The sequence below is a fragment of the Shewanella sp. DW31 genome (genome assembly GCF_015767295.1).
Taxonomy (GTDB): domain Bacteria; phylum Pseudomonadota; class Gammaproteobacteria; order Enterobacterales; family Shewanellaceae; genus Shewanella; species Shewanella oncorhynchi.
The window spans coordinates 85222-101563 of the sequence record NZ_JADWMP020000017.1; the positions used below are offsets into that span (position 1 = coordinate 85222).

Below are 16342 nucleotides of genomic sequence, written 5' to 3' on the forward strand. Positions count from 1 at the left end.
AAGAGCTAAAACCAGCTCGAAGGCCAAACTACAGACAAACTATTTCCATATATATTTTAGTCTGTTGGCCTCTGTTTTAGAGGATATGTCACATGACATCTCAAATATTTGTAGCCAATAACAGATTTAACCATGAAACATTGAATGAAATCGGTTTAGAGGGCGTTAAAGCTCTTTATGACTTGCCAGAACTGATCGCTAAGCTCGTCGGCAGTGAGATTAAGCCAACATCAAGCGACTATTGCAAGTTAGAGGATGATATTTGTCCCTTCTGTGGGCATGCAGGCTGTTTCAAAATTTATCATGGCGATCCAGCGGACCAAAACTATCACTGCTACTCATGTGCGGAACACGGTGATATTTATAGTTTTCTGACCTGTTATGACCTTGCAGACAATCCCTATGATGCAGCCAACAAGTTACTTGCTGGCGAGATCGAAGGGATAAGCATCAATACTCAACCCAAAGCTAAGAAAGTTAAGCCTGAGAAGCTAGAGCTGACCGAGGAGCAATTCCTTCGTCGCCAAGATCTTATGGATGCAGCATGTGAACATTATTTAGAACCTATGATTGCTGATAAAAGTAAACCTTTTGCTGCTCTTATGGAAAAGCGAAAATTCAGTCCAGAAGTACTTTTTGATAACGACATAGGGTATTCCCAAGGTCAACTTTGGTGTGCTTTAGAAGCTCAAGGCTTCAGCCGTAATGAGATGTATGCATCAGGATTGGTTAAAGAAGGCCAATCCAATCCTTCGGATTTTTTCCCAAGGGATGTCTATATCTTTCCTCATTATGATGAAGATGGAAATCTTTGCCGCTTCACGTTTAAAGACCCCAAGAAAGAGAAACAATATCAAATGCCTAAGCAATTTTGGTTAAATGACATTCAGTTTTATGGACAACATTTAATTAATGACGCTGGGGCAGTCGCTATCGTTGAAGGTGAACACGACTTTTTAGCCTTATTATCTCACAAATGGGAAGGACCTGTACTGGCAACCAATGGACAACTGAGTCAGGAACAGCTCACATGGATAAAGCAGAACTTACAAGAACGTAAAGTGATCACCTTCTTTGATAGTGATGCTGCGGGTGATAAGTATCGGGAGAAATTTGCGGGACTAGGATTAGCCTCGTTAATTCAAGTCAGTCTACCTGAAGGCCAAGGTAAGGACATTGACGACTATTTAAGGCATGAAGATGCCTTATCACTCGAGGAGCTGGTTAATCAATACGGTGTAAGCCAGCAGTCTGTTGAAGTGATCTGTGAACCTGCTGTAAACAATGACAACACCTCTACAGACCCTATGTCTGTTCCAGATGAAACTATCCCCGAGATCTGGACTAACTTCAACGAAGACACACTGAATGATGTGGGTAATGCTGACCGATTAAAAGCGATCACCAACGACAGCATGATGTATGTACCAGAACTTAACAACATGGTTAACTTTAATGGCAAACATTGGGCTCCATCAAGCGGAAAGGAGCTTGAATATACCCGCTGTGTTGGAGAACGTCTTATCAATCAAGGTTGTAGTTTGCTAGAAGAAGCAATACAAACCAAAAATAAGACTAAGTTAGCTGAAGCAGAGCAATTACAAAAATTTGGCCGGATGACGCTTAATCGTAAAAAAATGATGGATATGCTAGAAATCTTCAAGTCAGGCAATCAGATATCTTCGAACTGCTTCGATGCTAATCCTATGCTATTTGGAGTAAACAATGGCGTATTAGACTTAGCTAACGGAAAACTATTACCCGCACAGAAAGAAATGTACATCAGCCGCTGTGGGGATGTTCATTTCGATAGCTCAGCTGGTTGCCCTCGTTGGTTACAGTTCATTGATGAAATCACCTGTGGCGACAAAGAATACGCTAAGTTTTTACAACGCATAGTCGGTTACATGCTAACCGGACGAACAGACGAACAAGTACTGTTCTTCCTCCACGGTCATGGTTGTAATGGTAAGAGCACCTTTATGAACGTGATACAGCGATTAATGGGAAGTTACTATCATCAGATCGATAGTAGTGTTTTGCTGCAAACCAATAACGGTAATACAGGCCCTAACCCATCCTTAGTTAAGCTTGCTGGTAGTCGTGTAGTTGTGGCTAATGAATTACCTGAAGGCTCTAGGATGAATGAAAACCTAGTGAAATCTATGACTGGTGATGATGTGATTGTCACTCGTCAACTCTATGCCAAGGTAGAACTAGAATACCGTCCGAAGTTTAAACTCATCATGATAGGTAACCACAAGCCCGTGATTCGTGATACGAGCCTCGGCATGTGGCGAAGAATGATCATGCTTCCATTCAATGCGAGTTTCAGTCAGGAGCAGATGGACCCACGATTAATGGATAAGCTATATGCTGAACTCTCAGGTATCCTCAATTGGGCTCTAGAAGGCGTTCAAATGTGGCTAAAGGATGGCATTAAAGCCTCGATTCCCAATTCGATAAAGTCAGAAATCGCAGAGTATCGTCACGAGTCAGACTTGCTCGCTATATTCCTTGAGGAATGTACCTGTAAGGGGGATTTTACCTATACAGATACGTTATATGATGCCTTTAGAAAGTGGGCTGAGCGTGATGGCGACTGGAAGATGACCCGTAATATCATGACCAAACGGCTGGTGGAGAAAGGCTTTGAGAAAGGCCGACACAACAGTAAAGCCATGATTAAGGGAATTATCTTAAAGCCAATATTTGATGACAACTCTGTGCCGATACAAGAATTCGGCATACGGATGAAACAAACTAAAGCCACAACAGAACCTTCTATAAGTTATAGTGTTTAGTAGTGGTGCTCGGAAATGTTTAAGAGAGGCTTAGTGCCTCTCTTTATACTTGTGACCATTCAATCTTGCCATAAACACAATAATCCCCCTTTATGCTCCATTACTAGTCAGAAACCTGACTAGAGCCATTTTAGACAGTACAGGCTATGGACAAGCTAAAAGTGTATTATAGAGTTTTGATACTTATTCATCAAAATAAAAACCTTGAAAATAGTCAAACGGCATTGAGTATATTAATAGGTAATCATTCTTTGTTTGTATTTTTTCAGCAATTAGTTTTATTCCACTTTCTTTCATTAAATAAAGCTCATCAATGAAACAATCGAATCCATTATCGACTCTTCTTTTTATTTCATCCATATCTATTTTCACATAGTCATAATCATTTACAAATTGATGGGTTTTTGTTATTGAAGAGTAGTCATCAGCAGCAAATGAAACATCATTCAACAACATTCTATAGAAAGCGCTCTTTACATTTGGTATACATTTGTATTGTCTTTCTGTAATTTCAAAAACAACCTCCCAATTATGCGTCTTAAAACTAGAACTACTTTTAGTGATGAAGTTAGTAATCTCCTGATCAATCAATAAATATCTATCTATATTTAAAAATATTTTCTTAGTACCCAAATCTAAATTACTGAAATTATTTGAAAAATTCAAAAGCTGATGCTTTATCAACTTTTTACCATCATCAGAATCTAAAGAGTCGAAATATTCTTCAATTGAAATTTGATTTAAATTCAATATAGGTCTTGATAGTATTTCGACAGCAAAAAGAGCACCATTCCTATTGATAATCGGCTGATACACATAGTAATGTTTGCAACCAAAACTGACACAATTAAGGTTATTGAAAATACATTTCTTACAAAAAGTACGTGTTATTAAATCAAACATAACCACCTCAATTAGAGTTCACTTATTTCTAAGAAAATCCTATATCACCAACCAAGCCAAAACAAAAGATTTTGATTTAAATAGAAAAACGCCATTTAAATGACGCATGATTTCAAAGCAATTAACAATAACTCAGAGGCTTTAACACTCAATCATAAATGATTCATAAGTTATATTGGAAATGCCATAAAACTTATCGGCCTGTCTGATTCACGGAGACTCTATAGAGACAAACGAGCATTAGGAAATCTAAGGGTACTATGTAGTTAGCAGTATCAACTGAAGGGGAGAAATTTTGCTATATCGGTGTTTTAAGAGGAAGACTCTTTAGCCTATCCTCATATCTGTATCTCAAAGTCAGAAGGTTTTAAGTTGGTAAGCTACACCGTACTAACTCTTAACAAGCTGATAAATAAGGACGCAGCACAAATATTAATCTGAATGATACTAAATAGAGTATTACTTCTAAATTACCTTTGTCCACTTAATAGATTAAAGATGCCATTTAGGAATAGAGATGACTGGTATCTTATCTATCGCCTGATGCAGTTCTGAGTAGATCCCATAATTTCGTCCCGTATTCCCTGCATTAGAGTGTCCCGTTATCGCGTTTTGAATATCCTCACGCATCACCTTCCTTGCCTCTGTAATGAAGCGATGGCGGAACGCATGTAGCGGTTTGAGTGTGTCAAAATGTTCGATATTGAGCGTCATAAACGCCTCTTTGAGGTGCCTTGCAACCGCCAAATGATACTTAGCCTTATTGTTTGCTTTGAGCACAGGAAACAAGCGGCCATCAACGGGTAAAGAGTGAAGGTAATCGAGCAGTCCCAACTCGATGAGAGATCGACATACTGGCACTTTCCTTGATTCACCCGTCTTAACGGATTGATCGTCCCTCACCTCTTGGATATGAAAAAACCATAGCTGAGGGTCGTCCTTATCCTGTTTAATGTCATTCACATAGAGTTGAGCAATCTCTTCTGCTCTTGCTCCTGTATAGGCGAGGATAACGGGTAACCAGTAAGGTGCCTCACCATACCTTGCTTTCTGTGCATCTGTTCGAGCCTGAAAAAGTGGTAAGGAAAAAATCTGTGATAGCTCAGTGTTTGAATAGCCCGGATCTCTCACTGTCCTTACAGCTTCTTTACCCGGAGAGACTTGGTGACACGGGTTTTTCGGCAAGATATCCAATTTCACCGCTTATTGGAAATAGCCTGAGATCAGCTTAAGTTCCTTATCAGCTGTATTGATGCTAACCCGAGTTAACCCTTGCTTATTTGCTATCTCAATTTGCTTCTTAAAGGAGAGGTCTCTGACATCATGCGTTGGCTTACTGGGACATTGAATGATCCAATTGAAGAAGTTACGCATATCAATCTTCTGGATTTGACCTATTGGCTTAGTGCCGAAAAACTCGATGAGTCTGTTGCATGGTCGATTGCGGTCTGCTTGCCATGACTTAAAAGCCGTCTCACCTAAGATGAGACTTTTTTGAGTATTAACCCATTCAACCAAATGAGAAACGGTAAATGATGTTGAGAGATCCCCTCGAGTAGCCATATCATCAGGAACGACTTCTAACCCTGATTCAGCTAGTGCAGCACGACTGTTATCAGCAAAGTCCTGCACATTCCCTAAGTCACTTCGTGGCATGAACAGTGGCTCGAAGCCTCTATTTCGCTCCCGTCGTGTATATACTTCTAGGTCAAATGCAGAATTACACAGCCTAATAATAGCTTCAGCTAATTTAACGGAGAGATACAGCCTAGCGGCATGGGAAAAGAGTTGGCACTGAGACAGAGTGAGAGCCTCATCAACGAAATCGTTCATGTGACTCATGAAGCGTTGTTCTGCTGATTGCTGGTGGATAGTACCTTCAGCGACGTTTAACGCCTCTAACGGATCGCTAAACCACTCTGCCATCGCTTCAAGCCCATCGGATGTCTCTAGAGTATATCGAGCGAGGATATCTGGCTGGCTTAGTCGTTGACGTTCATTAACGAACCAATGACTCACGATAGCATCTAATTGGGCAGGGTTAACTTGCTGCTCTCGTTCTTGATTATCGTAACGCAACTGGGCATTAGCCGTGATAGCTTCAAACTCTGCAACAATGACTGATGCCCGAGATTTTGCTTCTGCTGCGTCCTTAGTTTCAAGACTTCTTTTAAGCTCTGTTTTACCGTCTAAGAAAGGCCGTAAATGTGCAGGAATACCCTTGCGGATTTTCCACATTCCAGACTTCAGATCTCTGCGAGGTTGGATCATAAATGCCATCGTTTTGTACCACCCTTTTGTACCACCTTAAGGTGCCAAAGGTTGGTTAGCCATTGGATTAAGCAACTATAATTCAATAAGTTTTTGATAGAAATGAAAAAACCCGACCATGTGATCGGGTTCTTAGAATTTGGCGGTGAGAGAGGGAGTCGAACCCTCGATACGTTACCGTATACACACTTTCCAGGCGTGCTCCTTCGGCCACTCGGACACCTCACCATATGTCGATTTATGTTAGCGTGGTTAATCTTTCACGTTCAAGAATCACTAACGATTTCATATAGCCCTGCCGAGAGGCTTTCATCGTTAACGGAGCGGTACTGTACGCAAAAGCCTAAAGGGGGTCAAGTAAAAAAGACTCAGTTTCAGGCGGTTGCACAATTGCTAAACAAACCGCCGTGATTTCTTGAATCTTTTCACCGTTTTATACCGTTAATTGACGGTAAATTTGTGCACTTCTTTTGACATTGAATTCGCGTCAAACGTCAGGGCTTTGGTCAGTTCCCTAAGCTCATCGGAGATCCTTTGAGTATTAAGGTAAATCTCACTGATCTTCAGTGCATTACGATTTACGTCTTCGGATACCGCCGATTGCTCATGGGTTGCTGTAGCAATTTGCTCGTTCATGCGGTCAATAATGTCTACTTGCTCCACAATACGTTTCAATTCGATGCCAGCCTGTTCAGCTTCATGGACACTGCTATTAGCCTGAGCTAACCCTCTGTCCATGGCTTTTACTGCAATGCTCGCTCCCGCCTTCAATCTATCTGTCATATTTTTAATGTCAGAGGTCGAAGTTTGTGAGCGCTGCGCTAAACTTCGGACTTCGTCTGCAACTACAGCAAAACCGCGGCCCATTTCCCCTGCGCGGGCAGCTTCAATGGCGGCATTAAGCGCGAGTAAATTAGTTTGCTCAGCAATACTGCTGATCACTTCAAGCACTACCACTATGCCGTGAATTTCACGATCTAAATCGTTAATGGCTTTAGAAGCTCCACTAATATCGTCGGCTAACGCTTTGATCGCTTTGCTGGTTCGGCCGACTTCGAGGTTGCCCTCTTTAGCCTCTATATTGGCGGCGGAAGACGCTTCGGATGCCTGCACTGCATTGCTGGCAATCTCGGCCACTGTTGCACTCATTTCTGTCATAGCGGAGGCCACTTGTTCTGCCTCACTGTGGCCCGCCATCACATCTTGCTCCATGGCATGGGTACAGAGATCCATTTGCGCCACAGCTTGTTGCAATTTAGCGCCACTGGAACGTACATGTAGGATCACCTTTTCAAAATCACTCATCATATCGTTAAAGGCGATGGCGAGTTCACCGAATTCATCGGAGCTAGAGTGAGTCAGACGCACACTTAAGTCGTAATGTTTACGGGCTTGCGTGATGGTCGAATATAAGTGATGCACACTGTCATGCAAATAACGGATAACAGATAGACTCAATATCAAGACTATCGCCAATACTGAGATTAAGGTCGCGAGCACTAAGAACATTTTCTCATTCGCTAAGGTTAATCTTTCATGGGTGGTATTAAGTAAATCTGCCGAGACTTGCTGTTCAAACTCACGTAATAGCTCAATCCGCGCCGTCGATTTACTGAACCACTCTTCGGGACTTTGTTGCAGGATTTTTTGATTATCTTGCTCGAATGCGATTTGACGTAACAGCTCAACGTCATGCATTGCAGCTGAACTCTGTAAACGGTTAAACGAGGATAATAAATCAGAATTTGCTAGCGCTAAAAAACGCTCTTGATATGTATTTTGCTCCGAAACCAAAGTGATAAATTTGGCATAAACCTTAGGCTTAAATCCAGCTTGGCCAAAGGTTGAGCTGAGTACCGCCCTTTCAATCCCCGCCCTTTCCTTTAATTGCAAAAAAGCACTAAAAGCCGTCGCTTTAATGGCGATTTCTTGATTAGCACCCGTTTTTGCGGTTTCATCGACTATTGTCAGTAATAACTTATTTAACTCAGTGTAATAGGCAACTTCATCGGCGACACTGATACTTAAACTATCCACCTGCGAGCGGATTGCATTTAAACGCCCGAGTTGAGCGTTTAGCTCTCTAAGTTTTGGGGCAAATATCTCCGGAAGATGATTCTCAGTGATAAAACGCTGATAGAGGCCGAGCTGCGTATCCGTTAATTGTCTTTGATCAGGTATTTTACCCGCAAACGCTTTTCCTGCTGAGCCAATAAATCCAGCACTCATGCCGCGCTCTTTTTGTAACTCATGCACTAAATTACTGTTGGTGACGGCCAGCTCGCTTAATTGCACTACTAAGGTTAAATCTTTTCTATATTCATATTTTTCAATGAGGTAAAGCGTGCCACATAAAAAACAGGCTAACAGTGGAGGCAAAACAACCATTAATAATTTTTGTTTTAGACTGAGATTACCAATCCATTGCCATTTCATAGAAATATCCTTTTAAACTTAGTTTTAGATCCAAATACCGAACACTAGGTATAGCATAATATCAACCGTAGGACGACTAAGGTTTATGGAAATTGCACAAGCTAATATCCTGATAAACGAGGATTTCCCCCATATTCCATCAATTGTTTAGATTTTGCTAATCGCAGAGCAAACTTAAGAAACGTCAAACAAGAATCAGATAGAAATAAAAAACGCATTGAAAATTCCAATGCGTTTTTCTAGAGAAAGGAACACTTAATCTGTGACTGAAGATGACTCTAGCTGAAAAGCTGTGGGAATAATCCCTTCACACCAGCCGCAATGACTTCGATACCAATAGATAACATCAAGAGTCCCATGAGACGGGTAATCACGTTAATACCCGTTTTGCCGAGGATCTTATAAATGATAGATGCCATTCTAAACAGGCCAAAACTGACTAAACCAAACACTATCACAGTAATGAACATCGCAATAATGTTCGACAATGAATTATGCTCAGCGGCAAAGACAATCACCGAACTGATAGCGCCAGGTCCCGCCATCAGTGGCAAAGCCAAAGGCACAACCGCCACAGATTCCATCGCCGAGGATTCGCGGTCTTCCTCTTGGTTACGCTTCACTTCACCTAACTTACCTTGCAACATTGACATCGCAATAATGGCAATCAGGCTGCCACCAGCAATTCTAAAGGCAGATAACGAAATGCTGAACATATTCAGAATGTGCTGCCCCGCCACAATCGTGACTAAGAGAATCACCACAACCGCAAAGTTCGCTACTTTACCCGTGTGATTCCGCTCAGCCTCCGTTTGATGGCTCGTTAAGCTCACAAATACAGGCAACAAGCCAACCGGATTAATGATGGCAACGAGGCCAAGAAAAAATTTAACGTAAAGAGTTAACTCCAAGGGACTATCCTTATGTGCGTGTCACGCCGTCTTCATCAAAATAAGCTTGAGGGCAAGTATAGTATCTCAAGCGCTATTGACTGAAAAATGAGATTTTTGAGGTTAAATCACAACTTCGAATAATATTTAGTTATCGAAGCCGATGCATTTTCAGCGCAATTTTAAACAAACAAGTTACCCTAAGTGTAGTTTTATTACATAAAAGCACGATATTGTCGTTGATATCACACTTTCAACGCGGCTTTAGGTGTAATTTTCTACCATAAAGAGGATTTAGTGAATGCCTTGATTCACTAAATCTTTTTAGGAGTATTAATCATGACAGTGACCAATGCACAAGAACTGGATCTCATGGTCGAGCGAGTAGCGAAAGCACAAGCCGAGTATGCGACATTCAGCCAAGCGCAAGTCGATAAAATTTTCCGTGCAGCCGCCCTTGCCGCTGCCGATGCGCGTATCTCGCTGGCCAAAATGGCCGCCGCAGAAACCCGCATGGGCGTGGTTGAAGACAAAGTAATTAAAAACCACTTTGCCTCTGAGTACATTTATAACAAATACAAAGATGAAAAAACCTGCGGGATTTTATCTGAAGATGTCACCTTCGGTACTATTACCATTGCTGAACCCGTAGGCATCATCTGTGGCATAGTCCCCACCACTAACCCCACATCAACTGCAATATTTAAAGCCTTAATCAGCCTTAAAACCCGTAACGCGATCATCTTCTCGCCCCATCCTAGGGCCAAAATATCGACCACAACTGCAGCAAAATTAGTGCTTGATGCTGCCATAGCCGCGGGCGCACCCAAAGACATTATTGGTTGGATTGATGAACCCAGCGTTGCACTATCAAATCAATTAATGACTCACCCTAAGGTCAATTTAATCCTCGCAACGGGAGGCCCCGGCATGGTGAAAGCCGCCTACTCTTCCGGTAAACCGGCTATTGGCGTAGGTGCGGGTAACACGCCTATTGTTATCGATGAAACCGCCGACATCAAACGCGCAGTCAGTTCGATTCTCATGTCAAAAACCTTCGATAACGGTGTGGTTTGTGCGTCAGAGCAAGCGGTAATTGTGGTCGACAGTATTTATGAGCAGGTTAAAGAGCGTTTCGCAACCCACGGTGGCTATATGCTGTCGAAGGATGAAGCCGCGGCGATGCAACACGTCATTTTGAAAAATGGCGGTTTAAATGCCGATATCGTTGGCCAAAGTGCTGCCAGTATCGCGAAAATGGCAGGCTTTGAAGTGCCGCACTGGACAAAAGTGTTGATTGGTGAAGTCACCGACATTTGCGACAGCGAAGCCTTCGCCCATGAAAAATTATCGCCATTACTTGGCATGTACCGCGCCATCGACTTTAACGATGCCATGGATAAAGCCGAAGCCTTAGTCGCGCTCGGCGGCATTGGCCACACATCAGGGCTTTATACCGACCAAGATACCCAAACAGAACGTGTGCATGCCTTTGGTTTTAGAATGAAAACTGCACGTATTTTGATCAACACCCCAGCTTCACAGGGCGGCATTGGCGATCTGTACAACTTCAAACTGGCGCCTTCGCTGACGTTAGGCTGTGGTTCTTGGGGCGGCAACTCGATTTCAGAAAACGTTGGCCCGAGTCATCTGATCAATAAAAAAACCGTCGCTAAGAGGGCCGAAAACATGTTGTGGCATAAGCTTCCTGCATCTATCTATTTCCGCCGCGGCAGTTTGCCCATCGCGCTCGAAGAACTGAGCGATAAAAAGCGCGCCTTAATCATCACAGACAGATTTTTGTTCAACCACGGTTATTGCGATGAAACCATGCGGATTTTAAAAGCCCAAGGCCTTGAAACCGAAATTTTTTACGATGTTGAAGCCGATCCCACATTAGCCATAGTGCGTCAAGGCGCTAAGGTCGCTCAAAGCTTTAAACCCGATGTGATAATTGCGCTCGGCGGCGGCTCACCAATGGATGCGGCTAAGATTATTTGGGTAATGTACGAGCATCCAGATGTGGATTTTGCCGATCTCGCACTGCGCTTTATGGACATTCGTAAACGTATCTACAAATTCCCTAAAATGGGCACCAAAGCCATGATGGTAGCAATTCCTACCACCTCAGGCACTGGCTCAGAAGTCACACCTTTTGCGGTAGTGACAGACGAAATTACCGGTAAAAAATACCCGATTGCCGACTATCAACTCACGCCCAATATGGCGATTGTTGATCCAAATCTTGTGATGGACATGCCTAAATCCCTCACCGCTTTTGGTGGCATAGATGCGGTGACCCATGCATTAGAAGCCTATGTCAGCGTGATGGCGAATGAGTACAGCGATGGCCAAGCGCTACAAGCCCTCGACTTACTGTGCAAATATTTACCCGATGCCTACAACTTGGGTTCACAATCACCTGTCGCCCGTGAAAAGGTCCACAATGGCGCCACTATTGCGGGTATCGCCTTTGCTAACGCTTTCCTTGGGATTTGCCACTCAATGGCACACAAACTGGGCGCCGAGTTCCATCTCGCCCATGGCCTAGCCAATGCGCTGCTGATCAACAACGTAATACGCTTTAACGCAACGGATCTGCCCACTAAGCAAGCGGCCTTTAGCCAATACGACAGGCCAAAAGCCCTGTGCCGTTATGCTGCCATCGCAGATCACTTGAAACTAGGCGGAAAGACGGATGAAGAAAAAGTCGAAAAATTGCTTGAGAAAATCACACACCTCAAGAAGACGATTGGCATTCCTGCTTCTATCCAAGAAGCCGGTGTCAACGAAGCCGACTTCCTCGCCAAGTTAGATGAATTAGCCGAAGATGCGTTCGATGATCAATGTACCGGTGCCAACCCACGTTACCCATTGATTAACGAGCTGAAACAACTGTTCCTCGATAGCTATTATGGCCGTGACTATAGCGACAACAACTAGGTTATCGCCTGCCAATGCTAGGCTCGTGCTTAATAAAAGCCGCGCGACATAAATGAAGAAGCCCTCGAATGAGGGCTTTTTATTGCGTGATGTTCCGTGAATGACCTAATTAAGGAGTCGATGCGTTAATCGATCGCACGCAAAATGACTTCACTAGCAGCTAACTCAACTGGGCATCACTCACTTACGATCACTAAGCTAATCACCACTTAGCTGAGCATCACAACAAACTGTGACTAACGCTGTGCCAGTACATAATCAATGGCGCTGGTGATGGCTGCAACCTGCGCCAGATTACATTCGGCAGGCGTGGCCGTTGGGCTATCTGGGTACACTTCTGTCGTTGTGTTATAGATACAGCCAGTGACACTGCTGCAAAGCCCTAATGACTTAAGCGGATAGTTAATCACCCCGTGCTGCACCACAGTCGAGCCAATGATCTCGCCTTTCTCATCGGCAGGAGCAATGTGCGTCACTTTACTCACACCATCAATAATGGCTTTCTGAAAGGCATCCATTGAGTTTTCGGTATCACCCACAGCATAAAAACCATCTGGGATAGTACCTTTGACGTACTCTTTTCCATCACGGGCGCAAAGCGCTGGACGAAATTCTAATTCATCTGAATCAGTGGTTTCATGTAAGTCCACATGCACATCAAAATCTTGCTCTACGGATGCGACTAAGGCCATCAAGGCCGCCGATTCTTCCGCTGGGCTATTGGCATAAAATGAGCGATTAGGATCGATAGCCTTAGGGTTCCAACGGTTGATGGTTTCGTAACCCCAAGGACTCACGCACACGGCGATCACAAGATTGACGCGATCAACATAATGCGCCACCTTATCCGCTAAAAATGCCAAGGCACCATGAACACCGCTGGTCTCGTAACCGTGCACGCCACCCGTGACTAATACTGTCAGTTTTTGAGGATCGAAGGACGCTGACTTAACCGCAAGCAAGGGATAACGCTCCGCATTTATCGACAAGGCGCCATATTGCACAACGGTAAGCCCAAGTGCCAAGAGTGCTGCTTCCATCGCCTTGAGTGGCGTCACGACATCGTCCTGATACGAACGCTTGATTTGGGTACTCGCCAGCCATGCGGCTTTTTCAGCCTCGCCCCATTTTTCGCCTACGGTGCCGATGGGATAAAATGTTAAATTTGCCATAATTCCTCTATTTTTAGTTCTATTCGGTAAAGTTCTTTTTATTCAAGTTCTTTGCACTCTAGTGCTTTAATTCAAGCTCTTTTCGCTCAAGCTTTTTCGTTGAATTACTATTCAGTCGAATGATAGTGCTCGTGTTCGGATGATAAATGAGTACAGTCAACCTAAAGCAATAGCTGCATGGGAATATCACGGATCCCGCCGCGTTCTCGCTCGGGTCCAAGGGGCACAAAGCCAAAGCCTAAGTACACAGCCTGCGCATTCAGCGCCGAGTTCACGGTAAACACCCCCGGATTGCCTTGGGCTAAACATTGAGCTTTGGCATGTTCCCACAGCATTCTCGCCACGCCTTGCCCCTGTGCATGGGAGGCGACAAAAAGATGGTACAAGTGGCTATTCGCCTTCATCCCCACTACGCCAGCGAGTTGGCCCGAGTCCGTTATGGCAACATGGTACTGATAACCCATAGCAAAGTAGCTACCAATCGCTTCTATCGACATGGCATTAACTAAGATTGCAGCCCCCTCTGCAGTGCAAGTTGGGGCAATAAATTCTTGGGTTAATTGAGTGAGCAATACGCTTATTTCAGGGATGTCAGTTAAGGTTGCGGCTCGAATTTTCATCTTAACTCCTTGATTAAAAACATTTCATGACACAATAAAAAGCCAGAACAAAGTCTGGCTTTTTAAGATACTGAATCAAAAGGCACTTAATCAAAATACACTTGGTCAGAAAACGCTTAGTTTAAATACAGACTAAAAATACTTTGATTGTCAGTTGAGCATTAAATGACTCGCCGATGATAATCCTATCAGGGCGAGCCTTGCTTCTATGGGCTTTCGTCGGTGCAAAGCCCATAAACGCACTGGTCGTTATTGCTTAGTCCAGCGGTCCATCCAACCGAAGACATTAGCATACCATTGCTCTAAGTTTTCAGGTTTTAAGATCCAATGGTTTTCATCAGGGAAAATCAATAACTCTGATGGGATCCCTTTACGCTGCATAAAACTGAATGCCGCTAAACCTTGACCATAAGGGACGCGGAAGTCCTTCTCACCGTGGATAACCAGCATGGGTGTTTTCCAGTTTTCAACATAATTCACTGGGTTAAACTTCTCATATAACGCTTTGTTATCTGAATAAGTGCCGCCAAACTCATGCTCTGCGAACCACATTTCTTCGGTCACGTAATACATAGAACGCATATCGAACAGACCCGCGTGGTTAACTAAGCACTTGAAACCGTCGTTCCAGTTACCTTGGATCCAGTTCATCATGTAACCACCGTAGGAACCACCGAGCGCACAGGCGTTTTGCGGATCGAGCCATTTTTGTTGCTGGCTCACCGCGGTTAGGCCTTTTTGCAGATCTTCTAATGGCTTACCACCCCAATCTTGGCTGATTGAATCAGTAAAGGCCTGACCGTAACCAGTAGAGCCGTGGAAATCCACCATGACGACGCCATAACCTGCACCCGCCCATAATTGGGCATTCCAACGACCGCTAAAACTATTGCCAAATGAACCTTGCGGCCCACCATGCACTAAGTAAGCAATCGGGTATTTTTTACCTTCTTGGTAGTTCGCCGGTTTGATCCAATAGCCATAAACGTCTTCGTTGTTCCAACCTTTAAAACTAAATTGTTGAAACTCGCCGAATTTAATCTTAGCCAGCTTATCTTTGTTGACTTCAGTTAAACGCTTAAGACCTTGACCATCGGTCGTGATGCTATAGAGATCGCCAGGCTCAACTAAGGTTTTGCTATCAAAAATTAATTGATCATTAGTCACGGCGATCAAGCTGTTAGTACCGTCACTGTAGATGGATTGCACATCACCAAATTGGGTATTAATTTGGAAAATAGAGACTTGCCCCATATCCTGTGCTGTAACATATAAAGTACGATTATCAGGGCCAAACATCAGTGAACTTGGGCTGCGATCCCATAATGGCGCAACTTCTTTGGTTTGGCCTGTGCTAGTATCGCGCAGCATAATGCCGTAACGATCTGCTTCAAAACCCGGTTTTTTCATTGCTAAATAGGCCATGTAACGACCATCGCTCGAAAATGTTGGCTGCGCATCCCATGCAAGATTGTCTTTGGTTAAGTTGGTTGCGGTGCCGCCTGTCACTGGCACTTGCCACAAATCATAGTTAGTGGTCCAAGCTTGATCTTTGCTAGGGGCTTTCGCGCTATAAACCACAAACTTACCGTCTGGGGTGAAAGTTACTTCTTCCATACCCGAGAAAGGTTTTGGCGGCGTTTCAGTATCTAAACCTTGAGTCACATCCACTACTTTAGTCAGTTTTTCACCGTTTACAGCGCCAACAAATAAGTGGTTACGGGCGTGGTCTTCCCACGTATCCCAATGGCGAACCATTAACTGCTTGTATTCACGGCCAGTCGATTTACGCTCAGCTTCGGCGGTAAATTTATCCTTTGAGCAGGCTAAGTCCTTACACTCGGGGAATACACGCATGCTGAGTACAACTTGTTTACCGTCGTTTGATAATTTGTAGCCATCAATATCCAAAGGTAAATCAGAAACTTGTACCGCTTCACCGCCCGTTAATGGCAGTTGAAATAACTGGCTTGAACCACTGCGACTGGCAAGGAAATAAATCGACTTGTCGTCATTGGCGAAGCTCACATCGTGCTCAGTGCCCGTGGCAGAGGTCAATTGCAGTGGTTTCGCCTTCGTGTCTATCAAATCTAATAGATACAGATCCGAGCTGGCCTCTCCCTTATCGTTTACCGTTTTAAGACCATAAACTAATTTAGTGCCATCATGGGACACAGTCGCAGAGTGCATCTTATTGAGTTTAATGAGTTGTTGCACAGTAAAAGGCGTTGGATCGGCCGCTTGGGCTGATAACGCCAGTCCCGCAGCGCCGAGCGCCAATAGGAGAGGAGCTATTTTCATTG

The 16342-nt window shown here is 43.8% G+C and carries 10 protein-coding genes and 1 tRNA gene; 2 read left to right on the forward strand and 9 right to left on the reverse strand.

The features are described from left to right. Nucleotides 1-92: 92 nt before the first annotated feature. Nucleotides 93-2804 (forward strand): phage/plasmid primase, P4 family, encoded by a 2712-nt coding sequence (locus GWI56_RS14810; RefSeq protein WP_198573317.1) that lies wholly within the window; start codon nucleotides 93-95, stop codon nucleotides 2802-2804. Nucleotides 2805-2987: 183 nt separating this feature from the next. Here the strand turns inward: GWI56_RS14810 and GWI56_RS14815 are convergent, their stop codons facing one another. The 6 genes from GWI56_RS14815 to GWI56_RS14835 all read right to left on the reverse strand — a co-directional run bounded on the left by GWI56_RS14815 (nucleotide 2988) and on the right by GWI56_RS14835 (nucleotide 9325). Continuing rightward, entirely contained in the window at nucleotides 2988-3707 is a 720-nt protein-coding gene (locus GWI56_RS14815; protein WP_198573318.1) for an EAL domain-containing protein, read from the reverse strand. A 492-nt stretch (nucleotides 3708-4199) separates the two neighbouring features. Further along, the gene (locus tag GWI56_RS21745; RefSeq protein WP_242068416.1) at nucleotides 4200-4901 is read right to left on the reverse strand and encodes a hypothetical protein; all 702 of its coding nucleotides are present in this window, start codon (nucleotides 4899-4901) and stop codon (nucleotides 4200-4202) included. A gap of 9 nt (nucleotides 4902-4910) precedes the next feature. Continuing rightward, nucleotides 4911-5987: a DUF6538 domain-containing protein gene (locus GWI56_RS21750; RefSeq protein ID WP_242068417.1), complete on the reverse strand. Its 1077-nt coding sequence runs from the start codon at nucleotides 5985-5987 to the stop codon at nucleotides 4911-4913. A 131-nt stretch (nucleotides 5988-6118) separates the two neighbouring features. Beyond that, nucleotides 6119-6206: transfer RNA gene (locus tag GWI56_RS14825), tRNA-Ser, on the reverse strand. Nucleotides 6207-6419: 213 nt separating this feature from the next. Then, nucleotides 6420-8414, reverse strand: a complete 1995-nt coding sequence (locus tag GWI56_RS14830) for a methyl-accepting chemotaxis protein (RefSeq protein ID WP_131525173.1) — start codon at nucleotides 8412-8414, stop codon at nucleotides 6420-6422. A gap of 278 nt (nucleotides 8415-8692) precedes the next feature. Then, entirely contained in the window at nucleotides 8693-9325 is a 633-nt protein-coding gene (locus GWI56_RS14835) for a YchE family NAAT transporter (RefSeq protein WP_006081420.1), read from the reverse strand. A gap of 318 nt (nucleotides 9326-9643) precedes the next feature. Between GWI56_RS14835 and adhE the strand changes: the two genes are divergently transcribed. Next, nucleotides 9644-12247: a bifunctional acetaldehyde-CoA/alcohol dehydrogenase gene (gene adhE / locus GWI56_RS14840; RefSeq protein ID WP_173245195.1), complete on the forward strand. Its 2604-nt coding sequence runs from the start codon at nucleotides 9644-9646 to the stop codon at nucleotides 12245-12247. A 236-nt stretch (nucleotides 12248-12483) separates the two neighbouring features. Here the strand turns inward: adhE and GWI56_RS14845 are convergent, their stop codons facing one another. The 3 genes from GWI56_RS14845 to GWI56_RS14855 all read right to left on the reverse strand — a co-directional run bounded on the left by GWI56_RS14845 (nucleotide 12484) and on the right by GWI56_RS14855 (nucleotide 16340). Next, complete coding sequence (locus GWI56_RS14845) at nucleotides 12484-13419, reverse strand: M14 family metallocarboxypeptidase (protein WP_028760134.1); 936 nt, start codon at nucleotides 13417-13419, stop codon at nucleotides 12484-12486. A 161-nt stretch (nucleotides 13420-13580) separates the two neighbouring features. Next, complete coding sequence (locus GWI56_RS14850) at nucleotides 13581-14039, reverse strand: GNAT family N-acetyltransferase (RefSeq protein WP_198573319.1); 459 nt, start codon at nucleotides 14037-14039, stop codon at nucleotides 13581-13583. A 249-nt stretch (nucleotides 14040-14288) separates the two neighbouring features. Continuing rightward, the gene (locus tag GWI56_RS14855; RefSeq protein ID WP_198573320.1) at nucleotides 14289-16340 is read right to left on the reverse strand and encodes a S9 family peptidase; all 2052 of its coding nucleotides are present in this window, start codon (nucleotides 16338-16340) and stop codon (nucleotides 14289-14291) included. Nucleotides 16341-16342 lie beyond the last annotated feature (2 nt).